Origin of the sequence: Pontibacter pamirensis (assembly GCF_010015475.1) — a bacterium.
Taxonomy (GTDB): domain Bacteria; phylum Bacteroidota; class Bacteroidia; order Cytophagales; family Hymenobacteraceae; genus Pontibacter; species Pontibacter pamirensis.
On the sequence record NZ_SSNI01000014.1, the window covers coordinates 133,422 to 148,286 of the forward strand.

10 protein-coding genes are annotated in these 14,865 nt (G+C 46.0%); 4 read left to right on the forward strand and 6 right to left on the reverse strand.

All coding sequences use genetic code 11. The features are described 5' to 3' along the window. Nucleotides 1-399: 399 nt before the first annotated feature. On the reverse strand, nucleotides 400-1,845 hold the full coding sequence (locus tag E1919_RS13535) for a peptide MFS transporter (protein ID WP_162053932.1): 1,446 nt from the start codon (nucleotides 1,843-1,845) through the stop codon (nucleotides 400-402). A 331-nt stretch (nucleotides 1,846-2,176) separates the two neighbouring features. Here E1919_RS13535 and pckA point away from each other — a divergent pair, with 331 nt between their 5' ends. The 3 genes from pckA (at nucleotide 2,177) to E1919_RS13550 (ending at nucleotide 5,637) form a co-directional block, all read left to right on the forward strand. Beyond that, complete coding sequence (gene pckA / locus E1919_RS13540) at nucleotides 2,177-3,790, forward strand: phosphoenolpyruvate carboxykinase (ATP) (RefSeq protein ID WP_162053933.1); 1,614 nt, start codon at nucleotides 2,177-2,179, stop codon at nucleotides 3,788-3,790. 178 nt (nucleotides 3,791-3,968) lie between these two features. Then, entirely contained in the window at nucleotides 3,969-4,685 is a 717-nt protein-coding gene (locus tag E1919_RS13545; RefSeq protein ID WP_162053934.1) for a 16S rRNA (uracil(1498)-N(3))-methyltransferase, read from the forward strand. 271 nt (nucleotides 4,686-4,956) lie between these two features. Next, nucleotides 4,957-5,637: a DUF4159 domain-containing protein gene (locus E1919_RS13550; protein WP_162053935.1), complete on the forward strand. Its 681-nt coding sequence runs from the start codon at nucleotides 4,957-4,959 to the stop codon at nucleotides 5,635-5,637. Between the two features lie 661 nt (nucleotides 5,638-6,298). Here the strand turns inward: E1919_RS13550 and E1919_RS13555 are convergent. After that, nucleotides 6,299-6,814 (reverse strand): hypothetical protein, encoded by a 516-nt coding sequence (locus E1919_RS13555; protein WP_162053936.1) that lies wholly within the window; start codon nucleotides 6,812-6,814, stop codon nucleotides 6,299-6,301. Nucleotides 6,815-7,259: 445 nt separating this feature from the next. On the opposite strand from E1919_RS13555, the gene smc reads away from it, so the two are divergent. Next, nucleotides 7,260-10,796: a chromosome segregation protein SMC gene (smc, locus tag E1919_RS13560; RefSeq protein ID WP_162053937.1), complete on the forward strand. Its 3,537-nt coding sequence runs from the start codon at nucleotides 7,260-7,262 to the stop codon at nucleotides 10,794-10,796. Nucleotides 10,797-11,043: 247 nt separating this feature from the next. Here smc and E1919_RS13565 read toward each other — a convergent pair whose 3' ends face one another. The 4 genes from E1919_RS13565 to E1919_RS13580 form a co-directional block, all read right to left on the reverse strand. Then, entirely contained in the window at nucleotides 11,044-11,598 is a 555-nt protein-coding gene (locus E1919_RS13565; protein WP_162053938.1) for a 1-acyl-sn-glycerol-3-phosphate acyltransferase, read from the reverse strand. 99 nt (nucleotides 11,599-11,697) lie between these two features. Further along, a complete protein-coding gene (locus E1919_RS13570; protein WP_162053939.1) occupies nucleotides 11,698-12,255 on the reverse strand; it encodes a hypothetical protein in 558 nt (185 codons plus the stop codon). A 650-nt stretch (nucleotides 12,256-12,905) separates the two neighbouring features. Further along, nucleotides 12,906-13,670, reverse strand: coding sequence for a patatin-like phospholipase family protein (locus tag E1919_RS13575; protein WP_162053940.1), 765 nt, complete (start codon nucleotides 13,668-13,670; stop codon nucleotides 12,906-12,908). Between the two features lie 3 nt (nucleotides 13,671-13,673). Further along, nucleotides 13,674-14,516, reverse strand: coding sequence for an MBL fold metallo-hydrolase (locus E1919_RS13580; RefSeq protein WP_162053941.1), 843 nt, complete (start codon nucleotides 14,514-14,516; stop codon nucleotides 13,674-13,676). Nucleotides 14,517-14,865: the final 349 nt, after the last annotated feature.

Consider the following 14,865-nt stretch of genomic DNA (forward strand, 5'->3'; position numbering starts at 1 on the left):
TGAGTCATTACTGGCTCAGGGGTTTTTGATTTATATAGTATGATCTATCAGATAGCTTAAGTAGAAGCCTTTATGCGCATTACTCAAAGCCAAACCTGCTAAATTGAGTCCCAGCGAAACGGCCTGTTAATAGAAAAACCCTGTTGCTTCTTTAGCTCCAGAGTAGCGACCTATTGGAATTTATTCACAGGTCGCTCCTCTGGACCTAATGTGCTTCCAGACAATCAGACAACTCGCCCCGCTGGAACTATGCCAGAAGTTTATTAAACCAATCCGCATTCTTTTTAGTGTAAGTTACCTTTTACATCACATCAAGCATATGCTCGCTGCTTTAGGGGCAAACAAAAAGGCCACAGCATCCATTCTGATACTGTGGCCTTCTCTAATAAGAAGCTGCGCTTATTGAGCTGACTTCTCGAGCAGTTGACCAGTTTGCGCTTCTTCTTCTTCCTGTTTCTGATCTTCCAGGCCGTGCGTCAGCTTATTTATTCTGCGCGTCAGCACCATCAGGATAATACCTAGTACTATTGTAAAAGCGGCGATAGACATAAAGTTCTCCAACTCTCCCAGGCGTTGCGCCCAAATACCTATCCAGGCGGCAACGTAGTTACCGGCTCCTGTAACTGCAAAATACAAACCCATCATAGAGGCGACGATGCGCTTAGGCGCTACCTTGGTGATAAAAGAAAGTGAAACCGGCGACAGGGCTAATTCCCCTATTGTATGAAAAAGGTAAGCAAATACAAGCCAGTGCAGTGAAGACAAACCATCTGGCGACGCATTGCGCTGCAGGGAGGCAAACACCATAAAGATAAAGCCAATCCCCAGAATGGAAGTACCAAGACCCATTTTAAAAATGGAAGGTGGGTTTTTACCACGTCTCGCTAATGCCACCCAAATCGCAGCCACTATGCCGCCTAAGGTAATGATGAAGAAAGCATTCAGCCCCTGTAGCCAGCTTGCCGGTACCTCCCATCCTAACACGTAGCGGTCGGTGTATTGTAATGCGTACAGGTTCATCAGACCACCTGCCTGCTCAAAAGAAGCCCAGAATACCAGTACAATAATGAAAGAGATCAATATAACAATTATCCTGTCCCACTCATTTTTGGTAAAGCCCATAAAGCCACGAGAAGCAGCTCCTTCTGACTTGGTGAAAGTCCTGTCCTCATCCTTTTCGGCCTTAGTTGTCAGGTTGCCTACCCCTTTCAGAAACTTACGGCCCCATATAAACACTATTTGACCCAACACCATACCGAAACCGGCAAGACTAAAGCCATAATGCCAGCCGTAGGTTTCACCTACATAACCCACAATAAGAGAGGCAAGCAGGGCGCCCAGGTTAATGCCCATGTAAAAAATGGTGAAGCCAGAGTCGCGGCGGTTGTCATTTTCGCGGTATAGGCCACCAACCATCGTAGAAATGTTTGGCTTTAGTAATCCTGTTCCAGCAACTATAAGGCACAAAGCGGTGTAAAAAGCCCATTCAGGTGGGTACGCCATCAGCAAGTGACCTGCCACAAGCGTAAAGCCTCCTATGATAACGGCTTTCTTCTGGCCCAGGAATTTGTCTGCCAGAATACCTCCCGGTATTGACATCAGGTATACCAGCGCAGTGTAGGTACCATAGAGCTCCAGCGCTTCTTCGTTTGACCAGCCGTAGCCTCCATTTGTGGTAGACACCAGGAACAGCACCAGAATGCCGCGCATGCCATAATAGCTGAAACGTTCCCACATTTCGGTAAAGAACAAAACCATCAGTCCTTTGGGATGGCCGAACAGGTTACCCTGCGGATCTACAAAGCTAGGTGCCCTCCCACCCGAAATATTCTGTGATGTTGACATATAAAAAGATAGATTTTTATAAAAGGTTTGCTCAAAATATCTTTAAAAATACGAACCTATAACCTCTAAAACAAATTTTGCTGCCTTTGGACATGAAGCCATACAAGGCGCTTCGGGTAAAACACCGGAGGATTGTGTCTATACTCCATATACTAGTATGGGTCGCGCACGTACACTATATAGAGTAAAGAAAAGTTTTGGAAGTTAATAATTTATGAAACTCATAATATTTTAATCAGTTTAAGATTTGATATTATGAATTTCATAATATTTGACTACTTTTGACAGCACAAAGTAACCACTCACTTTTGTATAAAAGATTAAAAATCTCATGAAAGAATCTGGACATAAACCAAATACAGCAGATCTTGAATCCTTAGGCATAAAAGAGGCTAAAGATATACGCTGGAACTTAAGCCCGGCAGAATTGGTAGAAGAAGCCCTTCAAAACCAGGAGGGTTTTCTCACCAACACCGGCGCACTGATGTGCGACACTGGAAAGTTTACAGGACGCTCACCCGAAGACCGTTTTATTGTAAAAGACGCCAAGACAGAAGATGCCGTGTGGTGGGGAGATATCAATATACCCTTCGACTCGGAAAAGTTCGACAACCTGCAGCACAAGATGGCCAAGCACCTGAAAAACCAGAAACTGTACGTGCGCGATGCATATGCAGGGGCTCACCCGGATTACCGCCTGAACCTGCGCATCATTAACACGCAGGCGTGGCATAACCTGTTCTGCTACAACATGTTTATGAGAATACCTAAAGAAGAGCTTCAAAACCATACCCCTGCTTTCACCATTATCTGTGCGCCGGAATTTGAAGCTGACCCGGCAACAGACGGCACACGCCAGAAAAACTTTGCCATTATTAACTTTACAAAAGGCATCATCCTGATTGGTGGTACAGGTTATGCCGGTGAAATGAAGAAAGGTATCTTTTCAGTGTTGAATTTCATCCTTCCGCATGAAAAGAACACCCTTTCGATGCACTGTTCTGCCAATGTTGGAAAAGAAGGTGACACGGCCATCTTCTTCGGACTATCCGGAACAGGTAAAACAACGCTTTCAGCAGACGCTAACCGAGGACTGATAGGTGATGACGAACACGGCTGGACAGCAGACAGTGTCTTTAACTTTGAAGGCGGCTGTTATGCAAAGGTGGTAGACCTGACCCGGGAAAAAGAGCCGGAAATTTGGGATGCAATAAAATTCTGCGCCATTGTGGAGAATACACGCTTCTACGAAGGCACCCGAACAGTGGATTATACCAACAGGTCAGTTACGCAGAATACGCGTACCGCCTACCCTATTTATCACATTGAGAATGCCATAGAGCCTTCTATCGCTGACATACCAAAGAATATTTTCTTCCTCACCGCTGATGCCTTCGGCGTTTTCCCTCCTATATCGAGGCTGAACAAAAGCCAGGCTATGTACCACTTTATATCCGGCTACACCGCGAAGGTGGCAGGCACAGAGGTAGGCGTAACAGAACCTATAACAACCTTCTCCGCTTGCTTTGGCGCCGCCTTCTTACCGCTGCACCCAACAAAGTATGCCGAAATGTTTGGCAAGAAGATGGAAAAAGGCAACGTAAATGTATGGCTTGTCAATACTGGCTGGACCGGTGGCCCCTATGGTGTGGGCTCCCGCATGAAACTTTCATACACCCGCGCCATGGTGACAGCAGCACTGAATGGGGAACTGAATAACGTGGAGTACTCGCAACATCCTATTTTGGGTGTAGAAATACCAGCCTCCTGCCCTAACGTGCCATCTGAAATTCTGAATCCCCGCAACACCTGGGACAACAAAGAAGAATATGATGCGAAAGCCACAAATCTTGCGTCTAAATTCGTAAAGAACTTCCAGAAGTATGCAGACTTTGCCAACGAGGAAATTATGGCAGGTGCACCACTCATAGAAGAAACAGCATAACAAGAAGCAAACTAGTTTACAGCCTCTCTGCCACTGTGCAGAGAGGCTTTTTTATTTATCTCTTCCGGAATAGGCACAAAATGTATAGATTCGTATGATAAGCTAAAGGAGACTTATGGGCTCTTTTAAGTAATTTAGCTATTAGTCTAATCATCAACCTATTCAAAATTCATCTAAAGTGCATTTGTTTTACACACCTGACGTTCACACGGATTTCTATGTTTTAAGTGAAGAGGAATCAAAGCACTGCACGCGTGTGCTGCGCCTGGGGCAGGGCGATACCGTATACCTCGTGGATGGCGTCGGGGGCATGTATACGGCCATTATTCAGGAGGCTAACCAGAAAAAGTGCCAGCTGCAGGTAATAGACAAACAGATAGAATATGGCAAGCTGCCACACGTTACACACATAGCCGTGGCTCCTACTAAAAACATGGACCGCATGGAGTGGTTTATAGAGAAAGCGGTTGAAATTGGCGTGAGTGAAATAACCTTCCTACTATGCGAACACTCCGAGCGCCGGCAGCTCCGGCTGGACAGGCTGGAGAAAATTGCGGTAAGTGCCATGAAGCAGTCACAGAAAGGGTATCTGCCGCTTCTGAATGAAATGACCCCATATCACCGTTTTGTTCAGAAGTCACTCCCGGAACATACTTTTATCGCTCATTTAGAAGATGATGCAACAAAAAGCATAAAGGAACACTATCAGTACGGAAAGCCGCATTGTATTCTCATTGGCCCTGAGGGAGATTTTTCTGCCGGAGAGATAGACGCTGCGTATAAAGCAGGTATAAAGCCTGTGACCCTCGGAAAAAGCAGGCTACGTACCGAGACCGCAGCGTTAGTCGCCTGCCATACGCTGAATGTACTGCACGACATCTATGCACCGTTGTAGGGGTAGCAGGGTTAAAGGATTTCCAGACAAAAGACAAAGGACTATTGGTCTATACTAAAAACTCTGTTATAGGAATCTTTTCATTATTTCTAAAATGGCAGGGCCTTTGCAATCTCCATTTCACTGGCGCAAGTTTAAAATTTGTGTTCAGTAAAGATGTTGAATTTATAAATTGATTGGCCCAGAGGCCTAACGAAGAATATATATGAGAGAAGATGCTCACTCTATATTATATCCACAGAAAATAAATGAATGCTACAAAGATATTCCGATGCACAAAAGATATACGAAACACGCCCTGCTAGTATTAACTGCAATACTATTTTTAACTTTCGGTTTACATGCTCAAAGCCATAGCTTTAGATTAGCTAAGTTAAAGTATAACGGCGGTGGAGACTGGTATGCGAATAAAACATCCTTGCCCAACCTGATAAGGTTCTGCAATCAAAACCTGAACATGAACATTGCCAGTGATGAGTCCGTGGTAGAAGTAGGAAGTCCGGAGTTGTTTACCTACCCTTTTGTTCATATGACGGGGCACGGAAATGTGGTGTTTTCAGATGCAGAATCGCAAAATCTCCGCAATTACCTTCTCAGCGGCGGCTTCCTGCACATTGATGACAACTATGGTCTGGACCAGTATATCCGGAAGGAAATGAAAAAGGTGTTTCCGGAGTATGAATTTGTAGAGCTTCCCTATGATCATCCTATCTACAGACAGAAGTTCACTTTCAGCAACGGGCTTCCTAAAATACACGAACACGACAACAAGCCACCACAAGGCTTCGGCATCATCCATGAAGGCCGCTTAGTGTGCTTTTATACTTATGAAACAGATTTAGGCAACGGATGGGAAGATCAGGATATCTACAACGATCCTGAGACAGTAAGACAGCAGGCCCTGAGAATGGGCGCTAATATCGTAACTTTCGCCCTGACACAGCCTATCTAAGATGAAAGCTATTTAAGAGCTTTTGCGCCTATATATAACCGGTGTTCAGGTGTTCATATAGTGGGTGCGGGTCTCCAGACGAGCACATATTATATAACATAAGTAGCGATATGCAAATTTCACTACGTCGAAGACCCACCCCTAACTCCTCCCAAAAGGGGGATTTCGGCCTGATAAGAAAATTCCCCTCCTCGGAAGGGTTAAGGGCAATGCCGTCAACTTAAAAGTCACAGTAGCTAGATTGTCATTTCGAACGCAGTGAGAAATCTGGGTTATTTCATGGCTCTGCAACATTACAGATTTCTCACTGCGTTTGAAATGACAAAATAATGCTTAAGTTGAAGGTATTGGGTGTTAGGCGTGCATTCATTTCAGCTACAAAAACTTTAATCGCAACTTGGGTTATATATATTTTTGAGATAACAGCTTTCACTATAATTAGAATATAACTAAGGTTACAAAACATCAGACATTATTAACATTGAGTCCCTGCGGGACGACATGTTAATAGCCCGATGGTGAAAAACCACCCTTAGCTCCAGCAGAGCGGCCTGTTAACATATCCCCAACAGATCGCTCCGTTGGAGCTAAAGAATACTGTGCCTTTTTTCTATCAACAGGTCGTCCCGCTGGGACTCTTGCGAAACGTTAGTTAAAGTTTTCAATCATACTTCCGCTTGAAAATCTCTGTCAGTACAAAAGCATCACGGGCAGTAGTAGGGTTCTGTAAAAGCTTCGCGTATTTACTTTTCTTTACCTGTTCGGTTTCTGCCTTGAACAGCCTTTGACGAATCTCCTCAGACTGCCTGGCTGCCTCTCTTTCCGCTGCTTTCCGCTCCCACGACATCACCATGGGTACTTCCGTTTCGTAGTTCCTGTACTTAGGAGGCGCTTCTGGCGCAGGAGCTACCGGCCCGGCTACTTGCTGGGCTTTCTCTTTTGCATTTTCAACAATTGACTTCCCCCGCTCCTCTGCCCGCTCCATTTTAGGCTGCAGTTCACGTAGTATATCCTCAAAAGAAATAGGAGGCCTGTTGGGTTGTTGCGGCCTTCGCTCCTGTGGAGGAACCTCTACATCAGCATCATCACTGGGCGAATTGAAAGCTTTACGCCATTGCATGAAGATAAAATAGATGACCGCTGCCAGCGCATATAGTATGATATAATAGTCTTCCATGTGTTTCTTTCTACTCAAATATAAAGAAAAAAATATACAGTTGTCGGAATTAAGCCAGGCAGAAGCTTTAAATAACCAGTGCTGTCATTTAAAACAGAGTGAGAAATCTGTTATATTTCATGATCCCGTAATAAGTCAGTTCTCTCGCGTTGCTCGAGATGACAGTTTAGCTGCTTTTTACCTAAGTTGCAGCATTAGGCCACGACCTATCCGTACGAAAAATTCTCAAATCACATACAAAGAATGCTCAGAACAAAAAACCGCACTATAATTAATACAGGCATAGCGTCTCCACCAATCAGATAATCAATGCTTTAAATCAATACTATCCTTTGCCATTTGTCTTCATACCTGTATCTGTTCACTTATATACCGGTGCAAAATACGATGGTATCAAAAATCGTCTTATTTTTGAGTTTAGAACAAAGAGTTTCCGCACACGCGAATGCAGGTATCAAAATTAGAGATTAAAGGTTTCAAGAGTTTTGGCGATAGGGTCGTCATTAACTTCGACAATGGTATTACAGGTATAGTGGGGCCGAACGGTTGTGGGAAGTCCAATATCGTGGACGCAATACGTTGGGTGCTGGGCGAACAGAAAACCCGTAACCTCCGCTCCGATAAGATGGAGAACGTTATCTTCAACGGCTCCAAAACCCGGAAACCGGTGCAATTGGCTGAGGTGTCCATTACCTTCGATAACAACAAAGGCATTCTGCCGACAGAGTACTCCCAGGTCACTGTCACGCGCAAGTACTACCGCAACGGCGACAGCGAGTATATGCTGAACGGCGTGGCCTGCCGCCTCAAAGACATCAACGAACTTTTCCTCGACACGGGGATTGGCTCCGACTCATATGCCATTATCGAGCTGAAAATGGTAGACGAGATTCTAAACGATAAGGAAAATTCCCGCCGGCTCCTGTTTGAAGAAGCTGCCGGTATCTCCAAATTTAAAGTCCGGAAAAAGCAGACGCTTAAAAAACTGGAGGAAACAGATGCCGACCTTGAGCGTGTGGAGGACGTGCTGCACGAGATTGGCAAGAACATGAAAACACTCGAACGGCAGGCTAAACAGGCCATTAAGTACTTCCAATTAAAGGAAGACTATAAGAAGCATAGCCTGGCTTTTGCCCGCCGTAATATCTCTCAGTACCAGAACACCCTGGAGCGCCTGGAGCAGGATGTGCAGCAGGAAAACAAGCTGAAAGAGCAGTATGTAGGTACTGTAACAGAAGCTGAAGATGCCATTGCCGACCAGAAGGAGGAGCTAAACGTAACGCAGGAAAAACTGGCCGAAATGCAGAAAACCATGCAGGTGCAAACGGCCAAACTACGCCAGTTGGAAAGTGAAATCAAACTGAATGCAGAACGCAGTTCTTACCTGAAAGAGCGTATGCAGCAGTTGCGCCAGCAGATAAGCCAGGACACGGCAAATATAGAGCATACGCAGGAGAGCATACTGGAGCTTCGGGATGAGTTAATGGAAGTGCAGGACCAGTTCGCTACTGCCGAAGAGCAGGTGAGCGAACTAAAAGAGCAGCTGCAGGAAGCCAATGAGCAGAAAGCAACCCTGCAGGATACGTTTCAGGACCTGACACAAAAGCAGAAGGCAAAGCAAAATGAAGTATACCAACTGAGCAAATCCCTGGAGATAAGCCAGGTGCAGATACAGAACATCAACCAGGAACTGGAGCGCCTGCACCAGCAGCAGCAGACCGCAGATGAAGACGGCCGTGTATTGCAGGAGCAGCTGCAGGAGGCACAGGTTGCGCTCGAAGATACTACATCTGAGCTGGTGCGCCTGCAGGCAAAGGAAGAAACACTACAGCAGAACATAGAAGCCACCGAGGCCAATATAGAAGAGCTAAAGACACAGCGGGTAGAGCTGAACCGTGCCTTAGATGCAAAGCAGAACCAGTATAACCTGACCAAGTCGCTGGTAGAGAACATGGAGGGTTTCCCGGAGGCTATCAAGTACCTGAGCAAGTCCGAGAGTTGGTCAAAGCCTGCTCCTCTCCTATCTGATATTCTGATTTGTGAGCCTGATTATAAACCGCTTATCGAAAGCTACCTGGAGCCTTACATGAACTTCTTTGTGGTGGATGAGCTGCAGGATGCCGTGGAAGCCATTGCCCTGCTGAAGAGCGAGAACAAAGGCCGTGCAAATTTCATCATCCTCTCCGAGATTGAAGAACTGGAACCAACCGCCACCTACAGCGAGGGCGACCTGAAAGCGGGATACGAAGTGGTATCAGCGGAGAAAAAGTACAGCGGCCTGATGAAGTACATGCTCCGCAACGTGTACATCTCCGACGACAGCGATGAAAACCTGTACGACAGCGACTATAAAACCATCATTCTGAAAGATGGTAGCGCCATACGCAAGCCTTTAAGCCTTTCAGGAGGTTCTGTTGGTTTGTTTGATGGGAACCGCCTGGGCCGTAAGCAAAGCCTGGAAAAGCTGGCGGAAGAGGTGGAGGAACTGACAAAGCAGGTGGACCTGATGCAGGGCCGCGTGAATACACAGAACCAGATTCTGCAGAACTACAAAAACGAGTCGCAGAAGGACGTTATCAAACAACTGGAGAAAGAGGTGGCGAAGCAACAGCAGGACCTGCTCACCGTGCGCATCAAACACGAGCAGCACCAGCAGAACCTCCGCAACTTCGACCAGAAGAAAGATGAGCTACAGGAAAGGCTATTGGCATTGCGTGAGCAAAGCGAAGACGTTTCTCCACAGGCAGAAGCTGACCAGAAAGAGCTAAAGCGACTGGAGGAAGAGTTGACAGTGCACACCTCCTATATAGAGCGCCAGCAGGAGCAGATTTCGATAATTTCCGGCAGGTATAATCAGGAGAACATCCAGTTTCACCAGTTGAAAAACCGCTTTGCCAGTTTGCAACAGGAAATCAGCTATAAGCAGAAAACAGTAGAAACAAACCAGGAGCGCATTACGCAGCTGAAACAGGAGTTGGTAAAGGCAGAGGAAGAAATCGTTAAAGCAGTTACTTTTGTAGAGGAGAATGAGGCAGTCGTGGAAACCATGAACGATGCCCGCAAAGCTTTTGGCCAGGAACTGGAAGAGATAGAGAAAGAATACTTTAGTTTGCGCGGAGAGCTGGATGAGAAGGAAAAGACGATAAGGGAGCTGCAGCGCAAGCGCCAGAACTCTGACGAGCTCCTGATGCGCATGCAACAAGCCAAGAACGATACGCAGCTAAAGCTCGTTGCCATCAAAGAGCGCCTTGCGGCAGAGTTCAGTATTTCGGATGAAGACTTCGCCACGCCTGTTCCGGAAGAAGACTTGCTGATACCGCTTTCTGCCCAAGAACTGAGCCAGCACATCTCCACCGTAAAAGGGCAACTGGACAAGATGGGTCCTGTAAACGCCATGGCCGCCGATGCTTACGCTGAAATAGAAGCGCGCAACACCTTCATCACAGAGCAGCGCAACGACCTCATCAACGCCAAAAACATCCTCATCGACACCATCAACGAAATCGACATGGTGGCGAAGGAGAAGTTCATGAGTGCCTTTGAGCAGATCAAGCACAACTTTAAGCTGGTGTTCCGCAGCCTGTTTACAGAAGAAGACAACTGCGACCTGGTCATTTCAGACCCGAAGAGTCCGTTGGAGTCCAAAATTGAAATTATGGCACAGCCAAAAGGAAAGCGGCCGTTAACCATCAACCAGCTTTCTGGAGGAGAAAAAACGTTAACAGCCATTTCCCTGCTTTTCTCCATTTACCTCCTCAAGCCGGCACCTTTCTGTATCTTCGATGAAGTAGACGCCCCACTTGATGATGCCAACATTGACAAATTCAACAACATCATCCGCAAGTTCTCAAACGACTCGCAGTTCATCGTGGTGACCCATAACAAGCGCACCATGGCCTCTACAGACGTCATGTACGGCATCACCATGATAGAAGCCGGTATATCCAGGGTTATCCCTGTAGACCTTCGCCAGATAGCGTAGTCATTTATCAATTAACACTTAAAACAGAGAGGGCAGCTATTGATATAGCTGCCCTCTCTGTTTCTGATATGTGTTCTTCCTTATTGTCATCTCGACCATCGGGAGAGATCTGTTCCAGATACATCTTCTTCAGCCAGATTTCTCCCGATGGTCGAAACGACAAATAATGAGCTTTGCTTGAAAAGAAGCGGCAAAGATACAGCCTCCACTCATCTGCTATCAATTAATAAATGACAACTGATAAATGTCACCTTACCCCCTGCTCTGGAAATTTACCTATTTTGGTACGATAGAAGGCTTTGATCTTTTCCAAGTCTGCTTCTATATCTCCGGAGGGATAAATGGAAGGGCCAACGCCTGCTTCTTTTTTGGCATAATCCAGGTAGCCCAGCACGATAGGAACACCGGCTCCCTCTGCCACATGATAGAAACCCCTTCTCCAGCGTGGCTGGTACTTGCGGGTTCCTTCCGGCGTCACCATCACACATATGTCCTCTGGTGTTTCCTTTATGATTCGGATCATAGCATCCACCATCTTCGTGTTTTTAGAACGATCCACAGGTAAAGCGCCCATTGACTTAAGCAGGCCGCCTACAATCGGGTAATCTAAAAACTCTTTCTTGATGGTGATACGCAACGGTGCGTCCATAAGAAAGAAGGCAGCGCGGGCATATACAAAATCCCAGTTGCTGGTATGTGGTGCCGCTATCATGACGCAGCGGCGGTTTTCAGGAGTCAGGTTTCCCTTTAGTTTCCAACCTGAAAGTTTGAAAAGGGCTTTGGAAAGAAGTTTGGCTATCATTTAAAAATATGTGCGAAAGCTGCATTCGAGTAGCCGAAACTACATCTGGCATATGTTAGCAGCAATTGAAGCCACATAAATACGCACAAAAATCCGCTTTTACAAGGCCTCCTTGATCACGTGCGCACGCTTACGCCAGATATAAGCCTGGACACCAAAGCCTAACATAGGACCTAAGGTAACATTTGACTTTTCACCTTCCCACTCCCTGAAGTATCTGAACGACAGGATAGGTTCTAACGCAATTTTTTCGTTAATGAAGTGTGCATAGCCAATGCCAAGACCTCCTTGAAATAAATTCGTTTTCTGTCCGGTAGAGAAGTTCAGTAGTCCAATTTCAAGCGATAACTCACCGAACACGCCATTATCAAGGTAATAGCGGGTAAAAGGGCCGAAGAGTAGCATCGTCCGGCGGAATTTTTCATCTTCTCCTTCCTCCACTGCAGTGCTAAAGCTTTCGTGCTCTAGAGACACAACCATACCAACAGCAAAATCATGGTCTATAAAGTAGCCGTTCTTCGTTCTGAGAGAAGCTAAGATGTTGGTTCCTTCTTCTGCTCCCAGCGGTAAATAAAGCTCTCTAGTTGTTTTATAAGCGGAGGCACTGAGCGTTCCGCCAATTAAAAGAGAACCATGTTTCACCTTAGCAGGAACCATATGGCTAAGGTTTTCCTGGGCATAGACTGAAAAATTAAAAAGCAGAAAGGCAACTAGTAAAAATTTTCGCATAAGGGTGTAAGGTTAGGTTTAAGGGCTCGGTGCCTTTATACGTAACAACGATAAAAAGTATCGTATAATTATAAAAAAATATTCATTACATTATATATCAGGCACTTTAATTTGAGGAGGACAATCAAAAAGGTGTAAACAGAAACAGTTCAAACATACGCCTCCCTCCCATCCAGATGAAAGTAGACTGTTGACGTTGTTGGCTCTTTTCGGCTCACGAAAAATCAGCTTAGGCACTATTATAGTAATTAGCACCAGCCGTAGAAAAGGTTGTTTCCCTGATGGTAGGGCCGTTTTATTCTTTATCTTTCATAGCGCGAGCCTCCTGGCTCGTGATTAATATCATGTAGCCTCTATTAATCAAAGCGGCCAGAGGTTGTAGGATAGTAAACACGAGACAGGAGGCTCGCGCCATACACGCCATAATTAAAGCAGTAAAATTTTTAGTTTGAGAATAGAGAGGCCCTATTCTCAAAGGCAGAATTCCCATAGATGTGATACTCCAGAAGAATTGCGAGACAGGATAAGGCTTGACAACTTGCTCTAGTATAAAGGAAAAATGAGTCTGCCTCATGCAGCTACTTATTTATCAGGCTGCGCAGGTGCTTTTCCATATGCATCGTGTAGTCGTAGCCAATCTTAAAAATTTCATCTGCTTTCCTGAAATTGGTGAGCCGGTAGTACCGGAGTTCCTGCGGTTCCAGGAACAGATCGCAGAGGTGCAGGCGCAGCTTGATGTTGTTGTTGATGGCTAGCAGTACCGTCCGTTCTATCATTCCCCGCAAACTGGTGACCTGTGCCTGGTGGTTAACTGGATTTACATGCACACCTATTTTGATGTCACAGTTGTTATGAAGTGGTTCTACAGGTAAATTATTCAGAAGGCCACCATCGTTAAGCAGCTTTCCCTTGTACTCAACAGGCTTATAGAGTATCGGAACGGCTGAAGTGGCTATCAGGGGTTTGATAAGCTCGCCAGAGGAAAAATAGACGTTGGTGCCCTCATTCATATCTGTGGTACCCACCACCACCGGAATTTTGAGGTCTTCGAAAGAAGCATTTGCTCCCAAATAAGTTTTATAAAGCTTCTCTATCTCCTCCAGGTGCATCAGGCCTGCATTCCCGAAAGTCGGGCGCATAATCTTGAATACGCTGAGATTCTTTATTAGCTTCAGAATTTCGTCCGGCGTAAAGCCGTAGGCATACATCACTCCGGCAATAGCCCCGGAACTCACCCCCGATATCATACTGATTTTTATTCCCAACTCATCCAGCGCCTTCAGAACACCCAGATGCGCAATACCACGGGCTCCCCCACCCGATAAAGCCAACCCTACGCGCATACCTTATACTTCCGCTAATTTGAACGTATCAGCCAGCCGGATGCCTTTCTCAGTGTGTTGCACGGTGCAGCACTCATTTACCGGGTCATGCTCCAGGAACATCACATAATTTTCATCCGCAGCTGTTTTCAGGAATGTCGCCTTCTCATCCAGCGTCAGTAAAGGGCGTATGTCATACCCCATCACATAAGGCAAGGGAATGTGACTGGCAGAGGGAATCAGGTCGGCCATATAAGCCAGTTTGCGGCCCTTGTACGAAATAATAGGCACCATCATCTTATCAGTGTGGCCATTGGCGTAAAAGATGTCAAATTGAGAGAAAGGCGACGGTGCGGCAGTGTCTATGAGCTGCAGGTGCCCGCTCTCCTGCATCGGCAGAATATTCTCTTTTAGAAAAGAAGCTTTTTCCCGCGCATTAGGCTTAGTAGCCCACTCCCAGTGATCTGCGTTAGACCAGTACGTCGCATTCGGGAAGGTCAGTTCCAATGCTCCGTCGCTGTTTTTATACTTCACCCCGCCGCCGCAATGGTCGAAGTGCAGGTGCGTCAGGAAAACATCTGTTACATCCTCATGCGAGAAGCCTGCCGCATGCAAAGACTTTTCCAGGGTCGCATCACCATGCAGGTAATAGTGGCTGAAAAATTTAGCGTCCTGCTTGTCGCCTAAGCCATTGTCAATCAGAATCAACCGGTCACCGTCTTCAATAAGCAGGCAGCGCATCGCCCACGTACAGAGGTTGTTTTCATCAGCAGGATTCGTGCGTTGCCAAAGCGTTTTGGGTACCACCCCGAACATAGCGCCTCCATCCAATTTAAAAAAACCTGTATCTATTACGTGTAGCTTCATGTGTGATGATTTCTGTTGTGTGAGTAACGGATGTTACGCCCGTTTCGTTTTTGTACCACTTTGAGTGATGAGATCTTTTGTCCCCCTTTGAAGGGGGACCTTCTACACGAGTAGTCATTAACATATCTTCTGCCACACTGTTTTGAACATCTTCATCACCGTTTCTGCTATACCGGGTCCAACCACCCCTAACCCCCAATGCCGTCAACTTAAGGATTTTTTTGTCATCCTATCTTTGAATGGATGTGCAAGAGTCCTAAAATAGTCTTTACAAAGAAGGGCTGAGTCTGTAGCTTTAAAAGCAAAAGAAGAAGGGGAAAAGAGTAAGGCAGCTGTTTGTCATTGGTCG